This window comes from Streptomyces adustus, from assembly GCF_009377175.1.
In the GTDB taxonomy this organism is placed as follows: domain Bacteria; phylum Actinomycetota; class Actinomycetes; order Streptomycetales; family Streptomycetaceae; genus Streptomyces; species Streptomyces adustus.
Window position 1 is genome coordinate 1 of sequence record NZ_VJZD01000011.1, and the last position, 16,602, is coordinate 16,602.

General features: G+C 68.7%; 15 protein-coding genes, 1 tRNA gene and 1 pseudogene. 9 read left to right on the plus strand and 8 right to left on the minus strand.

The window, feature by feature from the left end; all coding sequences use genetic code 11:
- Positions 1-1,059: serine/threonine-protein kinase (locus FNH09_RS04520; protein ID WP_238426454.1), on the minus strand; the 1,059-nt coding region annotated here is incomplete at its 3' end.
- 178 nt (positions 1,060-1,237) lie between these two features.
- Positions 1,238-1,789 (minus strand): helix-turn-helix domain-containing protein, encoded by a 552-nt coding sequence (locus tag FNH09_RS04525; RefSeq protein WP_152885425.1) that lies wholly within the window; start codon positions 1,787-1,789, stop codon positions 1,238-1,240.
- Between the two features lie 183 nt (positions 1,790-1,972).
- Between FNH09_RS04525 and FNH09_RS04530 the strand changes: the two genes are divergently transcribed.
- Positions 1,973-2,045, plus strand: a tRNA-Ala gene (locus FNH09_RS04530).
- 395 nt (positions 2,046-2,440) lie between these two features.
- Here FNH09_RS04530 and FNH09_RS04535 read toward each other — a convergent pair.
- Entirely contained in the window at positions 2,441-3,139 is a 699-nt protein-coding gene (locus tag FNH09_RS04535) for a DUF5324 family protein (RefSeq protein WP_162468103.1), read from the minus strand.
- A 362-nt stretch (positions 3,140-3,501) separates the two neighbouring features.
- On the opposite strand from FNH09_RS04535, the gene FNH09_RS04540 reads away from it, so the two are divergent.
- Together FNH09_RS04540 and FNH09_RS04545 are read left to right on the plus strand one after the other, a co-directional pair.
- Positions 3,502-4,035 carry a peptidylprolyl isomerase gene (locus tag FNH09_RS04540; protein WP_162468104.1) on the plus strand — a complete coding sequence of 178 codons (534 nt, stop codon included), beginning with the start codon at positions 3,502-3,504 and terminating at the stop codon, positions 4,033-4,035.
- Positions 4,036-4,118: 83 nt separating this feature from the next.
- Positions 4,119-5,000, plus strand: coding sequence for a rhomboid family intramembrane serine protease (locus FNH09_RS04545; protein WP_152885426.1), 882 nt, complete (start codon positions 4,119-4,121; stop codon positions 4,998-5,000).
- A gap of 245 nt (positions 5,001-5,245) precedes the next feature.
- Here the strand turns inward: FNH09_RS04545 and crgA are convergent, their stop codons facing one another.
- Entirely contained in the window at positions 5,246-5,500 is a 255-nt protein-coding gene (gene crgA / locus FNH09_RS04550; protein ID WP_162468105.1) for a cell division protein CrgA, read from the minus strand.
- A gap of 141 nt (positions 5,501-5,641) precedes the next feature.
- Between crgA and FNH09_RS04555 the strand changes: the two genes are divergently transcribed.
- From FNH09_RS04555 to FNH09_RS04580, 6 genes and pseudogenes are all read left to right on the plus strand, one after another.
- Positions 5,642-6,424 (plus strand): DUF881 domain-containing protein, encoded by a 783-nt coding sequence (locus FNH09_RS04555; RefSeq protein ID WP_152885427.1) that lies wholly within the window; start codon positions 5,642-5,644, stop codon positions 6,422-6,424.
- 41 nt (positions 6,425-6,465) lie between these two features.
- Positions 6,466-7,155 carry a class E sortase gene (locus tag FNH09_RS04560; RefSeq protein ID WP_162468106.1) on the plus strand — a complete coding sequence of 230 codons (690 nt, stop codon included), beginning with the start codon at positions 6,466-6,468 and terminating at the stop codon, positions 7,153-7,155.
- Positions 7,156-7,159: 4 nt separating this feature from the next.
- Positions 7,160-7,370 (plus strand): annotated as a pseudogene (locus tag FNH09_RS47530) (hypothetical protein).
- On the plus strand, positions 7,367-8,005 hold the full coding sequence (locus tag FNH09_RS04570; RefSeq protein WP_162468107.1) for an aminodeoxychorismate/anthranilate synthase component II: 639 nt from the start codon (positions 7,367-7,369) through the stop codon (positions 8,003-8,005). The pseudogene FNH09_RS47530 and the gene FNH09_RS04570 overlap by 4 nt, the downstream one beginning before the upstream one ends.
- Complete coding sequence (locus FNH09_RS04575; RefSeq protein WP_420802736.1) at positions 7,936-8,985, plus strand: class E sortase; 1,050 nt, start codon at positions 7,936-7,938, stop codon at positions 8,983-8,985. Before FNH09_RS04570 ends, FNH09_RS04575 begins: the two co-directional genes overlap by 70 nt.
- A gap of 14 nt (positions 8,986-8,999) precedes the next feature.
- On the plus strand, positions 9,000-9,752 hold the full coding sequence (locus FNH09_RS04580) for a class E sortase (protein ID WP_162468108.1): 753 nt from the start codon (positions 9,000-9,002) through the stop codon (positions 9,750-9,752).
- 138 nt (positions 9,753-9,890) lie between these two features.
- Here the strand turns inward: FNH09_RS04580 and pknB are convergent, their stop codons facing one another.
- The 4 genes from pknB to FNH09_RS04600 form a co-directional block, all read right to left on the minus strand.
- On the minus strand, positions 9,891-11,855 hold the full coding sequence (gene pknB / locus FNH09_RS04585) for a Stk1 family PASTA domain-containing Ser/Thr kinase (protein WP_152885431.1): 1,965 nt from the start codon (positions 11,853-11,855) through the stop codon (positions 9,891-9,893).
- A gap of 169 nt (positions 11,856-12,024) precedes the next feature.
- Positions 12,025-13,491 (minus strand): penicillin-binding transpeptidase domain-containing protein, encoded by a 1,467-nt coding sequence (locus tag FNH09_RS04590; RefSeq protein WP_162468109.1) that lies wholly within the window; start codon positions 13,489-13,491, stop codon positions 12,025-12,027.
- The gene (locus tag FNH09_RS04595) at positions 13,488-14,924 is read right to left on the minus strand and encodes an FtsW/RodA/SpoVE family cell cycle protein (protein WP_152885432.1); all 1,437 of its coding nucleotides are present in this window, start codon (positions 14,922-14,924) and stop codon (positions 13,488-13,490) included. Before FNH09_RS04595 ends, FNH09_RS04590 begins: the two co-directional genes overlap by 4 nt.
- Before the next feature lie 27 nt (positions 14,925-14,951).
- Entirely contained in the window at positions 14,952-16,487 is a 1,536-nt protein-coding gene (locus tag FNH09_RS04600) for a Stp1/IreP family PP2C-type Ser/Thr phosphatase (protein ID WP_238426455.1), read from the minus strand.
- Between the last annotated feature and the right edge of the window lie 115 nt (positions 16,488-16,602).

Genomic DNA, 16,602 nt, shown 5'->3' on the forward strand with positions numbered 1-16,602 from the left:
GTCCGGGGCGGCCGCGCGGACCGTGGTGCCGGTGCTGTGCGCCTCGTCCGGCGTGCCGCCCGCCGGACCGGTGGCGGTGCTCCGGTCCGGAGCAGTGCCCGGGTCGGGGGCGGTGCCCGCCTCCGCCAGGGCGGCGGAGGCGGGCCGTGGCGGCCGGGGTCTCGGGGACGGCGGTGGCCCGTGGGGTCCGTCGGGTCCGAACCCCGCGGGGAGCGGACCGAGTTGGTCGAAGATCTCGATCAGGTCGTCGTCGAGGCCGGGCTCCGGCAGCAGCTCGGCGGCCGCGCCGAGCGCCTTGCGGGCTCCCGTGGCCGTACGGAACCGGGCCTGCGGGTCCGGCTGCAACAGCATCGCCACGACCTGCCAGAGCGGCTCGGGAACGCCCACCGGCGCTCCCGGCGTCCCGTGCGCCGCGAAGTACTGCACCAGCGCCTTGGCGTCGGGCTTGGCGCCCTCCAGCAGATACAGCGTGACCAGCCCCACGGCGAAGAGGTCGGCCGTGAAGTCCGGGTCCGCGCCCATCAGCTGCTCGGGCGCGAGGTAACCGGGCGTCCCCACCACGAGGTTGGTCTCCGTCAAACGGGGTTCGCCGAGCCGCATCGCGATGCCGAAGTCGGACAGCCGCAGCCGGGGCCGGGCCGTTCCGGTGGCTTCGAGCAGCACGTTGGCGGGTTTGATGTCGCGGTGCACGACGCCTTCCGCGTGCACCGCGGCCAGTCCGGCCAGGAGCTGGTCGATCAGGACGCAGACGAACGACGGCGGCAGCGGGCCGTAGTCGCCGATCAGATGGACCAGCGAACCACCCGCGACCAGGTCCATGGTGAACAGGACCTTGTCGTCGTCGGCGGCCCAGCTGGCGGGTGCGAGCACATGGGGATGGTCGATGCGCATCGCCTGCTCACGCACGAAGCGCAGCAGCGAGTGCGCGTCGCTCTGCTGGAGGACCTTGGCGGCCACGTAGCGGCGTCGGCGGTGGTCCCAGGCGCGCCAGACGGCGCCGACCCCGCCGCGTCCGATCGGGTCGACCAGTTCGTACCGGCCGGCGAAGACCTCACCCATGGCTGTGCGCTGCTCCTCCCCCTGAGGCGTTCCCTCTTGCCCTCCCCCGCGGCAGGGGCGACGACTCCTCCCACGGTGGGTGCGACGGCTTCCGCGTGCCCCTTCAGGCGGTTTCCGCGTGCCCCCTCAGGGCGTCGGCCCGGTCCCCGAACCCCCTTCGGTCACCGGGCCGTCGGCGTCAGCTCTGGTGGGACTGGTAGTGCGTCACCGCGTCCGAGGTGCGGCCGGCGCCGTAGACCCGGAGGAACTCTGCCAGCTCCGGGTGGGTCGGGGCGAGGGTGTCCGCGGCCTCGATGATGTCGCCGGCGGCGGCCACCGACCGCAGCAGCGACTGGATCTCCCGGACCACCCGCTTGACCGTGGGCGCACCCGAACTGCCGGTCGTCTGTGTGTGGTTGTTGCTGAGCACCGAGCCCCCCTGTGACCTCTTGATCTCGTCCATCCGCTCGGTGGCCTCGGCGGCGCTGACGCTGCCGTCGGCGACCTGCCCCGCAAGTTCCTGGAGCAGTTGGACCCGCTGCACCACGGCCGGATTGCCGATCTTCGCCCGCTGACCGCTCATCAGCTGGGACAGCATCGGCGCGGACAGGCCCAGCACCCCCGCCAGACGGGCCTGGTTGAGGCCCAGGTCTTCTATGAGCTTACGGAAGAGTGCCCCCAGCGGCTCCCCGTACCAGTTCCGCTGAAGTTCCCGCGCTCTCGCGGTCGCTTCCTGCTGTGCGGCGTCCATTGCGTCTCCCCATCGCTTCCCCAAAAAACGGCGGTTCGCTGTAGCGAACCACGTCGAGCATCTTACGGAGAGTGGTCGCCCACGGGGACCCCCCAACTTTTTGCGAGATACCCGGGATGAACCGGTAGTCTGGTCTGCGGCGCCCACCGGGATGTGGTTTCTCCGGTCGGACGCCTTGCTTCCGGGGCCTTAGCTCAGTTGGTAGAGCGCTGTCTTTGCATGGCAGATGTCAGGGGTTCGACTCCCCTAGGCTCCACAGAACGGACCGGCCGGACACCTCACAGGTGTCCGGCCGGTCTTTTGCGTGTTCCGTGACGTGTGTCACTCGGGCGATCCGGAAACGGGCCTGGGGCGTTGCAGTTCTTTGCGCAAATATGCGCGGAGAGTGGCGTCGGCCGACCGTCCCGGCGGATGCGGCCGGGGAGCCTCGGTGAACCCGCTCCGAGGCGGCGGCCTTGCGTGAAACGGCATCCGCGCGGCCGCGTGACCGGACGGGTGCGTTGCGTCAAGGAAACGTGTGGGGATTGTGGAGAGTCGGTGCGTTGCAAACGTCACCGCAAAACACGCTTCCGCGGTTCCACGTGAAACATCGCCGAGGGGCGGAGAGCCACCAGGTTCTCCGCCCCTCGGCGATACTCGGCCCGGCCGGCGTCAGCCGCGGTCCTCGCGGTCCGCCGCCTCTTCCTCGGCCTCCTTGGCCTGTACTTCGGGATCGAGCGCTGACTGGCTGCCGTCCACCGACGTCAGCCGATTCGACTCGGGTGCGTCCGTCGCGGCCGGCGGCTCGACGAGCCACTCCGGGTTGGCCTGCCGGTCCCACCACTTCCACGCGGCGAAGGCGCAGGCCGCCAGGACGGTCAGACCGGCCATCACCTTCAGGGCCCGCCCGGCCTTCGCCCGCCGCTTGTGCTTGCGGGCCAGCTGCTGGATCTCTTTCGGGGTCACCTGGCCGCGCAGTGCGGCCAGCGCGGCGAGGCTGCGTGCGGCCGCCTCGTCCTTGACGGGGCCGGCCGCCGCCACGGCCTGCTCGATCTTCGGGCGGGAGTAGTCGGCGGCCTGCCGGGCGGCCTCGCGAGTGCGGATCGCCGCCTCCTGGGCGGCCTGGTCGACCTTGGGCGGCACATGGGCGCGGGCCTGTTCCAGCCGGGGTGCCAGGTGGGCGTCGTACTGGACGCGGGCCTGCTCCGCGGCCTGCGACACCTTGGGCGCGAGCCGTACGCGGGCCTCGGATGCGTAGTACGCGGCCTTCTCCTTGGCCGTGTCGGCGTAGGGCGCCACAACTTCCGCGGCGTGCAGCACGCTGTCCTTCGCCGTCTCGGTCGCGGCGCGCACGCTGTCGATGCGGGTCACGGGTTCCTCCTCCTCGGTGGCGTACGGTAATTCGGCTTTCCACCCTTTTACGGATCATGCCTGCCGACAGGCGCCGGGGCATGCGCGGACGGGCATCCGGGTCATACCGTCCGACCTGGGATCACTTCCGATCAAGAACGCCTTGGTTGTTGATCTAGTGCAATAGCGGATGAATGCGAAGAACATGAGCTTGTCGTCGACAATGCCACGGATCGTTGTCGAGTGCCCGTGTCGTGGAAGTACTGGTCCCGTTTTCCGTAAGCAAGTACCCGGATGTCCGCCCGGAAGGCGTCGTCGGGCGTCGCGCCGCCCGGGCCGTGCGAGGATTCGGACAGTCACAGGAAGACAACGGAAGGCAGACCGTGGCCGAGCAGCTCTACGCCACCCTGAAGACCAACCATGGCGACATCGAGGTTCGGCTCTTCCCGCACCACACGCCCAAGACGGTCAAGAACTTCGTCGAGCTCGCCCGGGGCGAGCGTGAGTGGACCAACCCCGAGACGGGTGAGAAGTCCACGGCCAGGCTCTACGACGGCACGGTCTTCCACCGGGTGATCAGTGGATTCATGATCCAGGGCGGTGACCCGCTGGGCAACGGCACCGGCGGCCCCGGTTACCAGTTCGAGGACGAGTTCCACCCGGAGCTCCAGTTCTCGAAGCCCTACCTGCTGGCCATGGCCAACGCCGGCCCGGGCACCAACGGCTCGCAGTTCTTCATCACCGTCTCGCCGACGGCCTGGCTGAACCGCAAGCACACCATCTTCGGTGAGATCACCGACGCGGCGAGCCAGAAGGTCGTCGACTCCATCGCCTCCACCCAGACGAACCCGCGCACCGACCGCCCGGTCAACGAGGTCGTCATCGAGTCGGTCGTCGTCGAGACCCGCCAGGGCTGACGTCGAGGCAGGGAACCTTATGCCCCGCTCGTCCGTAAGGATGAGCGGGGCAAGGCATTGCATACGACGACCTAGGGGATGTCATGGACCAGGCTCGCGGCAGTCGGCAGGACGCCCAGAGTCTGCCCGGTTGCTACCGGCACCCGGACCGTGAGACCGGAATCAGCTGTACCCGCTGCGAGCGCCCGATCTGCCCCGAGTGCATGGTCAACGCCTCGGTCGGCTTCCAGTGCCCCGACTGCGCCCGCGAATCCGGCGCCGGCGCGGCCGCGGCCCGGCCCCGCACCGTCGCGGGCGGCGCCGTCGCAGCCGATCCGCGGCTCGCCACCAAGGTGCTGATCGGCGTCAACCTGGCTCTCTTCCTGCTCCAGCAGGTCCTCGGTGACCGCTTCAGCGAACGGTTCGAGCTCCTCGGCCAGGCCTACGTCCCGCTGCTGCACTCCGTCGAGGGCATCGCCCAGGGCCAGTGGTACCGGCTGCTCACCTCGATGTTCCTGCACGGCAGCTATATCCACATCCTGTTCAACATGCTCAGCCTGTGGTGGATCGGCGGCCCCCTGGAGGCGGCCCTCGGCCGGGTCCGCTACCTCGCGCTCTACTTCGTCTCCGGACTGGCCGGCAGCGCGCTCTGCTATCTGATCGCTGCGCCGAACCAGCCTTCGCTCGGCGCCTCCGGCGCGATCTACGGCCTCTTCGGCGCGATGGCGGTGCTCATGCGCCGGCTCAACTACGACATGCGCCCCATGATCGCCCTGCTGGTGATCAACCTTCTCTTCACCTTCGGCCCGGGCATGAACATCGCCTGGCAGGCGCACCTCGGCGGCCTCGTCGCCGGTGTCGCCATCGGCTATGCCATGGTCCACGCGCCGCGCCGGCACCGTGCGCTGGTGCAGTACGGCAGCTGTGCGCTGGCGCTGGCCGTCGTTGTGGGCGTGACGCTGTTGAGGACGTTCCAGCTCACCTGAGCGGATGGTTGTCCACAGCGTGTGGCGGATCTTGTGCACATGGTGCGGGAACAGCTGTGCCCCCTGTCACTGACCCGTGTTCTCGCAGGTCAAGCAGGGGGCGAACAAGCTTTCGACGATGAGTGTTTCCGTCACACCGGCGTCAACCCTCGATGAGTTATCCACAGATCGTCGTTCTTTTCCCCACTGTGGAAAACAGCTGTGGATAACTCAGCGGATAGCCGTGGGCAGAGCCCCGGACGGCCCTACTTCCACTGGGTGGAGACGCCGAATCCCGCCGCGATAAAGCCGAAACCAACCACGATGTTCCAGTTGTCCAGCTTGTCGATGGGCAGGGAGCCGTCGGACACATAGAAGACGACGATCCAGGCGAGGCCGATGAGGAACATGGCCAGCATGACCGGCGCGACCCAGGCACGGCTGTTGAGCTTGATGGCGGTCGCCTGCTTCGCCGGGGGCGGCGTGTAGTCGGCCTTCTTGCGGATACGTGACTTCGGCACGAGGGTCTCTCCTGTCGATGCGCTGCGTGGCCGCGCAGGGAACTGGGGCTGGCTCGGGGCAGCGTACAAGGGGACTCTTAGCGCTCCCCCGGGCGTCCGTTAGCGTAGTGCTTCCGTGGCGTCGAAGGAGATAAGGGTACGTTGAGCAATTCTGCCGACTCTCCCGGGACCGAATCCAGTCCTGACCACCGCCGGGGCGGACTCCGACCCGTGCGGGTGCTCACGGTGGCCGTTTTCGCGCTGGCCGGGCTGCTCTTCTTCACCAGTTTCAACACGGCCAAGGGCACCAACATCCGCACGGACACCTCGCTGCTGAAGCTGTCCGACCTCATCCAGGAGCGCAGCCGCAAGAACGGTCAGCTGGACGAGTCCAACGCGACCCTGCGCAACGACGTCGAGTCCCTCGCCGCGGGCGACGACGGCAGCACCGCCACGGAGGACGCGAAGGTCACGGCCCTGGAGAAGCGGGCCGGGACCCGGAAGCTCAAGGGGGAGGCGATCACGGTCACCCTCAACGACGCCCCGCCGGACGCGACGGCCAAGCTCCCCGGCTACCCCGAGCCGCAGCCCGACTATCTGGTCATCCACCAGCAGGACCTCCAGGCCGTGGTGAACGCCCTGTGGGCGGGCGGCGCCAAGGGCATCAAGGTCATGGACCAGCGGCTGATCTCCACCAGTGCCGTGCGCTGCGTCGGCAACACCCTGATCCTCCAGGGCCGGGTCTACTCGCCGCCGTACAAGATCACGGCCGTCGGTGACCCGGAGAAGCTCCAGAAGGCCCTGGCCGAGGCACCGGCGATCCAGAACTACATGGTGTACGTCAACGTCTACGGGCTCGGCTGGAAAGTCACCGAGAACGGCACGGTGACTCTGCCCGGCTACTCGGGCACAGTGGATCTGCACTACGCGAAGCCTGTGGGGTAGAAGCACCTGGAGTAGAGCGGCCGCCGGGGGGCCCTGTGTCGGTGCGTGTGATCGTCAGGATCGTGAGCGAGCTCTGCATCACCGTGGGCACGGTGATCGTGCTCTTCGTCGTCTACGTGCTGTTCTGGACCGGGGTGAAGGCCGACCGGGTCATGGACCACCAGATCGACCAGTTGCGGCAGGAGTGGGCGCACGGGAACGTCCGGCCGTCGGCGGCTCCCGGTGCCGCCGCCTCCCCCGCCCCGACGCCGACGGCGTACCGCAGCGGCAGACCCTTCGCGATCATGTACATACCCCGGCTCGGTTTCACGTGGAACAAGCCGGTCCTGGAGGGCACCGCCACCGCCACCCTGAAGAAGGGGCTGGGCCACTACGCGGGCACCGCGCGGCTGGGGCAGACGGGCAACTTCTCCGTGGCCGGTCACCGGCGTACCTACGGTGATCCGTTCAAGGACTTTCCGCGGCTGCGCCCGGGGGACGCGGTGGTGCTGACGGACGGAACCACCTGGTTCACGTATCGGATCGACAAAGGGCCCTACAAAACCGTGCCCACGGACGTTGAGGTGATCGCCCCTGTGCCACGTAAGTCCGGGTATACGCGTGCGGGCCGCTATCTGACGTTGACCACGTGCGATCCCGAGTGGGGGCACAGTCACCGGCTGATCGTGTGGGCGCACCTGGACTCCACACAGCCCGTGGAGGCAGGCGAACCCGAGGCGCTGCGCCGTTAGTCTGGTGCCGTGCGGCGTGAGTCTGGTGCCGTGGTACGAGGGGAAGGGACGGCATGTACGGCTGGATCTGGCGGCAGCTGCCGGGAAACGCCTGGGTCAAGGCGCTGATCTCGATCGTGCTGGTTCTGGCCGTGGTCTACGTCCTCTTCCAGTACGTCTTCCCGTGGGCCGAACCGCTGCTGCCCTTCAACGATGTGACGGTGGACAACCAGTGAGCGCGCGCATTCTCGTCGTCGACAACTACGACAGCTTCGTCTTCAACCTGGTCCAGTACCTGTACCAGCTGGGCGCCGAGTGCGAGGTCCTGCGCAACGACGAGGTGTCGACCGCGCACGCACAGGACGGCTTCGACGGGGTGCTGCTGTCCCCCGGCCCGGGCACGCCCGAGGAGGCCGGGGTCTGCATCGAGATGGTGCGCCACTGCGCCGCCACCGGTGTCCCGGTCTTCGGGGTCTGTCTGGGCATGCAGTCCATGCAGGTGGCGTACGGCGGCGTGGTCGACCGCGCGCCGGAACTGCTGCACGGCAAGACCTCGCCGGTGGAGCACGGCGGCAAGGGCGTCTTCGCCGGCCTGCCGTCCCCCTTCACGGCGACCCGGTACCACTCGCTGGCCGCGGAGCCGGCCACGGTGCCGGCCGAGCTGGAGGTCACGGCCCGCACCCGCGACGGCATCATCATGGGGCTGCGCCACCGGGAACTCCCGGTCGAGGGCGTGCAGTTCCACCCCGAGTCGGTGCTGACCGAGCACGGCCACCGGATGCTGGCCAACTGGCTGGTCGAGTGCGGCTACGCGGGTGCCGTGGCGAGGTCGGCGGGGCTCGCCCCGGTGGTGGGCAGGGCCACGGCGTGACCGCGCTCGGGGACCGGTACGACGGCGCGTCGTACGGACGCCCCCTCGACGACGAGACCGTCGCGTTGCGGCTGCCCGATCCGTCACTCATGGGGGCCGGTGGGTCTGTATCGGCTTCTGCGGCCTCAGTAGCCTCGTCCGCCACACCAGCCACCCCGGGCGGCCGCGCGGCCCGCAGAAAGGCCGCCAAGCGCCGTGGTGGGCGTCATGGCGGCGGCGCACCCGAGGCCGGTACACCGTCGAGTGCGTCCGGACCCCGTGCACCGCTGTCCCGGGTCGAGGCACGCAAGCAGGCGCGGGCGCGCAAGTCCAGCCCGGCCGTGGTCGCCAGCCGGGCCATCGGCGAGGTGTTCATCACGACCGGTGTGCTGATGCTGCTGTTCGTCACCTATCAGCTGTGGTGGACGAACGTGCGGGCCCACGCCCAGGCGGGCCAGGAGGCCAGCAGCCTCCAGCAGGACTGGGCGAGCGGGAAGCGGGCGCCGGGCACGTTCTCGCCGGGTCAGGGCTTCGCCATCCTGCACATCCCCAAGCTGGACGTCGTCGTGCCGATCGCGGAGGGCGTCAGCAACAAGAAGGTGCTCGACAAGGGCATGGTCGGGCACTACGGCGAGAGCCCGCTCAAGACGGCGATGCCCGACGCGAAGACGGGCAACTTCGCGCTCGCCGGCCACCGCAACACGCACGGTGAGCCGTTCCGGTACATCAACCGGCTCCAGGCGGGCGACGAGGTCGTGGTCGAGACCCAGGACACGTACTACGTCTACAAGATGACCTCGATGCTGCCGGTGACGTCGCCGAGCAACACCACCGTCATCAACCCCGTTCCCGCCGGGTCGGGTTTCACCGGGCCCGGCCGCTACATCACCCTGACGACCTGCACGCCGGAGTTCACCAGCAAGTACCGGTTGATCGTCTGGGGCAAGATGGTCGAGGTACGGCCGCGCAGCAAGGGCAAGCCGGATGCGCTCGTCAGTTAAGGGCAGAGGAAACAGTGGCAGCGACCGCCGATGAGACCGAAGAGCACACCGCCGTGCCCGAGTCGGGGCCGACGCCGCAGAACCGGGGCCGGGGCCGGATCGCCCTGGCCGTCAGCGTCTTCGGTGAACTGCTCATCACGGCGGGCCTGGTGCTCGGTCTGTTCGTCGTCTACTCGCTGTGGTGGACGAACGTCGTCGCCGACCGGGCGGCGCACAAGGAGGGCGACAAGGTCCGCGACGGCTGGGCCGCCGGGCAGGACACCGGCCCCGGTGCGCTCGACACCCGCGACGGCATCGGCTTCCTGCACGTGCCCTCGATGAGGAACGGCGAGGTCCTGGTCGAGAAGGGCACGTCGACGAAGGTCCTCAACGACGGTGTCGCCGGCTACTACGTCGATCCGGTCAAGGCCACGCTGCCCACGTCCGGCAAGGCCGGCAACTTCGCGCTGGCCGCCCACCGCGACGGCCACGGGGCGAAGTTCCACAACATCGACAAGGTCAGGGAAGGCGACCCGATCGTCTTCGAGACCAAGGACAAATGGTACGTCTACAAGGTCTACGCGATTCTCCCCGAGACCTCGAAGTACAACGTCAAGGTCCTCGGGTCCGTCCCCCGGGAGTCGGGGAAGAAGAAGGCGGGCCACTACATCACGCTGACGACCTGCACGCCGGTCTACACGAGCCGCTACCGGTACGTGGTGTGGGGCGAGCTGGTGCGGGTGGACGCCGTGGACGGCAAGCGCACCCCGCCGAAGGAACTGAGCTGACGCGGATCCGGGCGCAGGGGCGGCGCTGACGCAGCCCCTGGCGCGACGGCAGTACGGGCAAGGCGACGGCCCCCGACCGAGTGATCTCGGTCGGGGGCCGTCGCCGTGGTGCGGTTGCCGTTCGCGGCGGTCCTGCCGTCAGCCGTTGCCGCCACCGAGGAAGCCGCCGTTGTTGCCCTGCTTCACGGCGATCAGGTTGACCGTCGTGCCGGTCTGGACCGTGTTGCCCTGGCCGGGGTCGGAGCTGAAGACGATGGCGTCGTCGTCCCGGGATCCCTGGATGTTGCCGACGTTGAGGCCCACCTGCGCGAGCATCTGCTTGGCGTCCTTCAGCTTCTGGCCCTGGATGTTCGGGACCACGACCTGCTGCTGCTGCTTGGCCTTGCCGATCTGGATCTGGACCGTGGAGCCCTTGTCGACCTGGGTGCCGCGCTCCGGGGTGGTCGAGATGACCTTGCCGACCTGGTTCTGGTCGTCGACCTCCACCTCGGTGCAGTTGCCGGTGAGGTCGCTGGCCTGCATCTGGGCCACTGCGTCGTCACAGCCCTTGCCCAGGACGTCCGGGACGGTGGACCGCTCCTCGGCCTTGGCGACCGTCAGCGTGATCGTGGAGCCCTTCTCGACCTCCTTGCCGAGCTCCGGATCCTGCTCCAGGACGGTGCCCGCCTCAAGGGAGGACACCTTCTCCTTGGTCTTGACGTTGAACTGGTACTTGTCGGACTCGAGGGTGCTCTTGGCGTCGTCGAGCTTCTGTCCGACGACGTTCGGCACCGCCACCTTCGGCGCCCCGGTCGAGACGACCAGGTTGACGGTGGACTGCTTCTTGACCTCGGTGCCCGCCGTCGGGTCCTGCGAGCAGACCTTGCCGGTCTCGGTGTTCTCGCAGGCCTTCTTGGTGATGGCGATCTTCAGGTCGGCGTTGTCCGCCATCTGTTGCGCCTGGGCGACCGTCTGGTCGACGAAGCTGGGCATGCTGAGGGTGTCGTTGCCCGCGCCACCGCCGCCGAACGCCCACTTGCCGATCAGGATGGCGCCCACGAGGACCAGGACGGCCGCGACCGCCAGCAGGACCGTCGAGGTGTTGTTCTTCTTCTGACGGCGCCGGTCGGGGCGGTCGTCGTAGTCGTAGCCGCCGCCGTTGCCCGGGCTCATGGGCGGCATCATCGTGGTGGCGCCGCCGTCGGCGCGCAGGGCGGTCGTCGCCTGGTCGTCGCCGTAGCCGCCGTAGCCGACCGAGCCCATCGCCGCGGTGGCCGCCACCGGCTGGCCGTCGAGGCAGGCCTCGATGTCGGCGCGCATCTCGTCGGCGGACTGGTAGCGGTAGTTGGGGTCCTTGACCAGTGCCTTGAGGACGATCGCGTCCATCTCCGGCGTGATCTCGGGGTCGAAGACGCTCGGGGACTGCGGCTCCTCCCGGACGTGCTGGTAGGCGACCGCGACCGGGGAGTCGCCCACGAAGGGCGGCCGGACGGTCAGCAGCTCGTACAGCAGGCAGCCGGTGGAGTACAGGTCGGATCGGGCGTCGACCTGCTCGCCCTTGGCCTGTTCCGGCGAGAGGTACTGGGCCGTGCCGATGACGGCCGCGGTCTGGGTCATCGTCATGCCGGAGTCGCCCATGGCGCGGGCGATACCGAAGTCCATGACCTTGACCTGGCCGTTGCGCGTCAGCATGACGTTGGCCGGCTTGATGTCACGGTGCACGATGCCGCTGCGGTGGGCGTACTCCAGGCCCTGGAGGATGCCGATGGTCATCTCCAGCGTGCGCTCGGGCAGCAGCTTGCGGCCGCTGTGCAGGAGCTCGCGCAGAGTGGAGCCGTCGACGTACTCCATGACGATGTACGGGATCGAGACCCCGTCGATGTAGTCCTCGCCCGTGTCGTAGACCGCGACGATCGCGGGATGGTTGAGCGAGGCGGCCGACTGGGCCTCCCGGCGGAACCGGGCCTGGAAGGACGGATCACGCGCGAGATCTGCGCGCAGCGTCTTCACCGCCACCGTGCGTCCGAGCCGGGTGTCATGCGCGAAGTAGACCTCCGCCATGCCACCACGGCCGAGCACATGGCCCAGCTCGTACCGGCCGCCTAGGCGACGCGGCTCTTCCATAGCTACCTACCAGCCCTCTCCGTCGGTCCCGACCCGCACGTCTGTGCGGTCGGAGGCTGTCGTCCGGGCATACCGTACCCGGATCGGTCTGTGTGACCTGGCCTAGCCCGTCACCCGATACAGGACCGGTATCGCAACGTGCACCGATGTGAGGGGGACGTGAGCGGGGTCACTTCTTGCTGTCGATGACTGCCTTCATCACGTCCCTTGCGATCGGACCTGCGAGACCACCACCGGTGATGTCACCGCGGTTGGCGGCGCCGTCCTCGACGACGACGGCGACGGCGACCGGAGTGCTGCCGTCCGACAGTTTGGCGTACGAGATGAACCAGGCATACGGCTTCTCGCTGTTGTTGAGGCCGTGCTGGGCGGTACCCGTCTTGCCGCCGACGGTGGCGCCGTCGATCTGGGCCTTGGTTCCGGTGCCGGTCTTGACGACCGTCTCCATCATCTGCTGGAGCTTCTGGGCGGTCTCGGAGGAGATGGCCTGGGAGAGCTCCTTGGGCTCGTTCGTCTCGAGGACGTCGAGGTTGGAGGCGCGCAGCTGGTCGACCATGTACGGCTGCATCAGCTTGCCGTTGTTGGCGACGGCCGAGGCGACCATGGCCATCTGGAGCGGGGTGGCCCGGTTGGAGCCCTGGCCGATGCCGTCGAGGGCGTTCTGCGGGCGGTTGTCCTCGGGGTAGATGCTCTCGGCGGCGCGCACCGGGGTGTCGAGCTTGGCGTTGTTGAAGCCGAACTTCTCGGCCTGCTCGATCATCTTCTGGTTGCCGACGTTGTCGGCCATCTTCGCGAAGACGGTGTTGCAGGAGACGCGCAGTGCCTCGCGCAGGCTGGCGTTCTCGCAGCCGCCGTGCTCGTTGGTGAGGTTGGTGCTGGTCTGCGGGAGCTTGAACGGGTCCGGCGTCTTGGTGGGGTCGTCGATGCCGGAGACCACGCCGTTCTCCAGCGCCGCGGCGGCGGTGACGACCTTGAAGGTGGAGCCCGGCGGGTAGGTCTCGCGCAGCGCCCGGTTGAGCATCGGGTCGTCGGCGTTGTTCTTCTTCTGGACCTTGTTCCAGGCCTTCTCGTCGCTGCCCGAGGTGCCGGCGAAGGCCGACGGGTCGTACGAAGGCGTGGAGACCAGGGCGAGGATCTTGCCGGTGGCCGGGTCGATCGCGGCGACGGCGCCCTTCTTGTTGCCCAGGCCCTGGTAGGCGGCCTTCTGGGCGGCGGCGTTGAGGGTGGTGACGACGCTGCCACCCTCCTTCTTCTTGCCCGTGATCATGTCGAGGGTGTTGCGGAAGAAGAGCCGGTTGTCGGTGCCGCTGAGGATGCCGTCCTCCAGCTTCTCCAGCTGGGTGGCGCCGAAGGCCTGGGAGGAGTACCCGGTGACCGGCGCCCACATGGCGCCGTCCTTCCAGGTGCGCTTGTACTTGAAGTCGTTGTCGCCGGACTCGACGGAGCCGGTGATGGCCTTGCCGCCGACGATGATGTCGCCGCGCGGGCTGGCGTAACGCGTGATGTTGACGCGACGGTTGTCCGTGTCGGAGGCCAGGGTGTCGGCCTTCACGTACTGGAGCCAGTTGTCGCGCAGGAGCAGGGTGAGGACCAGGAGGCCGCAGAAGATCGCGATCCGGCGCAGGGGCTTGTTCACGGGCGGACCACCTGGGTCATCTCGGCGTCGGGGTTGGAGGCGGGGGCGGGAGCCGGACGGCGCGCGGTGTCGCTGATGCGGATCAGGATGCCGATCAGGGCCCAGTTGGCGATGACGGAGGAACCGCCGTACGCCAGGAACGGCATGGTCATACCGGTCAGCGGGATGAGACCCATCACACCGCCGGCGACGACGAACACCTGGAGCGCGAAGGCGCCGGAGAGGCCGATGGCGAGCAGCTTGCCGAACGGGTCGCGGGCGGCGAGGGCGGTGCGCACGCCGCGTTCCACGATCAGGCCGTAGATCAGCAGCAGCGCCATGATGCCGGCCAGGCCGAGTTCCTCGCCGAAGGTGGCGAGGATGAAGTCGGAGTTGGCGGCGAACCGGATGAGCTCGGAGTGGCCCTGGCCGAGGCCGGTGCCGAGAGTGCCGCCGGAGCCGAACGCCCACAGGGCCTGCATCGCCTGCTCGGAGTGGCCCGGGATGCCCTTACGGCTTTGGGCGAACTCCTTCATCGGGTCGAGCCAGGCCTGGACTCGCTGCTGGACGTGCGGCTCGAAGCTCGCCACGCCGACCGCGCCGCCCGCCGACATCAGCAGACCGAAGACGATCCAGCTGGTCCGCTCGGTGGCGACGTACAGCATGATGACGAACATTCCGAAGAACAGCAGCGAGGTGCCGAGGTCGGTCTCGAAGACCAGGATCAGGATCGAGATGAACCAGACGACCAGGATCGGGCCGAGGTCGCGGCCGCGCGGCAGGTACAGGCCCATGAAGCGGCGGCTGGCCAGGGCGAGCGCGTCGCGCTTGACCATCAGATAGCCGGCGAAGAAGATCGCCAGAACGATCTTGGCGAACTCTCCGGGCTGGATGGAGAAGCCGGCGACGGAGATCCAGATCTTGGCGCCGTAGATGTTCTGGCCGAGGCCGGGTACGAGCGGCAGCAGCAGCAGGAACAGGGCGCCGACCATGGAGATGTACGTGTAGCGCTGGAGCGCGCGGTGGTCCTTGAGGAAGACCAGGACCACGATGAACAGCGCGATGCCCATGGCGGTGTACAGCAGCTGCCGGGGCGCGGCGGTGCCTGCCTGCTTGATCGACTGGAGCAGCTTGGACTGGTCCAGCCGCCAGATGACGACGAGTCCGAGCCCGTTCAGCAGCGTGGCCAGCGGCAGCAGCAGCGGGTCCGCGTACGGGGCGAACTTGCGTACGGCGAGGTGGGCGACGCCGGCCAGCAGGCCGAGGCCGAGGCCGTAGCTCAGCAGGCCGGACGGCACCTTGTCGTCGATGGCCAGGCCCACGTTGGCGTAGGCGAACACCGGGATGACGACGGCGAACACCAGGAGCGCGAGCTCGGTGTTGCGTCGGCTCGGGGTGCCGATCGAGCCGATCGTGGACGTGTGGTGCGTCGGCGAGTTGGTAGTACTGCTCATCGTGTGACGGGGCCTCTCACGGCTTGCCTACTGCTTACCGCACAGCGAGACGACCTTCTGCTCCTCCTCCGAGAGGCTGGGGCCGGGGCTGGGAGTGGCGGTCGCGGACTTGGACGGGGTCGGGGACGTCGATGCCGACGCGTTCGGCGACGGCGATGCCTTGGACGTGCGGGAGGTGCTGGTGGTTCCCGTGGTGCCGCCGGCCTCGCCCTGGCCCGTCTTGGCGCTGTTCTCGCTTTCGGCGGTGCGGCGCTGTGCTTCCTTCTTGCACGCGGAGGCCTGGACCGACAGTTCGTCGATCTTCTTCTGGGCGGTGCCCAGGTTGCCTTCGGCGATCGTGGCCTGGACCAGCTTCTGCTGGTAGGGCGGCAGGTACTTGAGTTCGATGTCGGGGTGGTCCTTCTCCACCTTCGACAGCGAGACCCACGCCAGGTCCTGGCTGATACCGCGGTACAGGGCCACGTGCTCGCCCTTGGTGCCGACGTAGTACTGCGTCTGCGTCCAGCGGTAGCCGCCGTACAGGCCGCCGCCGATCACGGCGAGAGCCAGCACGCTGTAGAAGGATCTCTTCAGCCACCTGCGGCTCTTGCCGGGCTTGACGAAGTCGTCGTCCGTGTAGTCGTCGAAGCTGCCGGCCGGGACGTAGCCGGTGGTGTCGCCCGAGCCGGGCGGGCCGAACTCGCCGCCGCCGCCCTGTCCGGGCACCTGGCGGCCGAGGCCGGAGGCGCGTCCGGCGGGCGTCTGCATGATGCCGTTGTCGTGCAGCTGGTTCTGGTTCTCGGCGACCGCGCCGACCACGACCGGGGTGTCGGAGAGCTGCCCGGCGAGGGTGTCACCGGTGTCCAGGTCGAGGACGTCGGCGACGATGACGGTGATGTTGTCGGGGCCGCCGCCGCGCAGCGCGAGCTGGATCAGCTCCTGCACGGTCTCCTGCGGGCCCTGGTAGCTGGCGAGGGTGTCCTCCATCGTCTGGTGGGAGACGACGCCGGACAGCCCGTCGGAGCAGATCAGGTAGCGGTCGCCGGCCCGGACCTCGCGGATCGACAGGTCGGGCTCGACGTGCTCGCCGCTGCCGAGCGCGCGCATGAGGAGCGAGCGCTGCGGGTGCGTGGTCGCCTCCTCCTCGGTGATGCGGCCCTCGTCGACCAGGCGCTGCACCCAGGTGTGGTCCTGGGTGATCTGGGTGAGGACGCCGTCCCGCAGCAGGTACGCGCGCGAGTCGCCCACGTGGACCAGGCCCAGTCGCTGGCCGGTCCACAGCAGGGCGGTGAGCGTGGTGCCCATGCCTTCGAGCTGGGGGTCCTCCTCGACCATGGCGCGCAGCTGGTCGTTGGCCCGCTGGACGGCGGTGCCGAGCGAGGTCAGGACGTCGGAGCCGGGGATGTCCTCGTCGAGAGCGACGATGGTGGAGATCGCCTCGGAGGAGGCGACCTCACCGGCGGCGGCGCCGCCCATTCCGTCGGCGATGGCGAGCAGGCGGGGACCGGCGTAGCCGGAGTCCTCGTTGCCCTCTCGGATCATGCCTTTGTGCGATCCGGCGGCGAAGCGCAGTGAGAGACTCATGCGCACCTCGCCCGTCGGCTCCGGATACATCCGCACGGTGCCCACCCTCCGGTCGGGAGCGCGCCGGGGTCCGGGGTGTGGACCGCGCCTGCGTGCTCGCTCCGCTCGCGCCTAT

Excerpts from the sequence above, each read along its gene's own strand:
- FNH09_RS04525 (WP_152885425.1), bottom strand. The coding sequence starts at position 1,789 with ATGGACGCCGCACAGCAGGAAGCGACCGCGAGAGCGCGGGAACTTCAG.
- FNH09_RS04545 (WP_152885426.1), top strand. The coding sequence starts at position 4,119 with ATGGACCAGGCTCGCGGCAGTCGGCAGGACGCCCAGAGTCTGCCCGGT.
- pknB (WP_152885431.1), bottom strand. The coding sequence starts at position 11,855 with ATGGAAGAGCCGCGTCGCCTAGGCGGCCGGTACGAGCTGGGCCATGTG.
- FNH09_RS04595 (WP_152885432.1), bottom strand. The coding sequence starts at position 14,924 with ATGAGCAGTACTACCAACTCGCCGACGCACCACACGTCCACGATCGGC.
- FNH09_RS04600 (WP_238426455.1), bottom strand. The coding sequence starts at position 16,487 with ATGAGTCTCTCACTGCGCTTCGCCGCCGGATCGCACAAAGGCATGATC.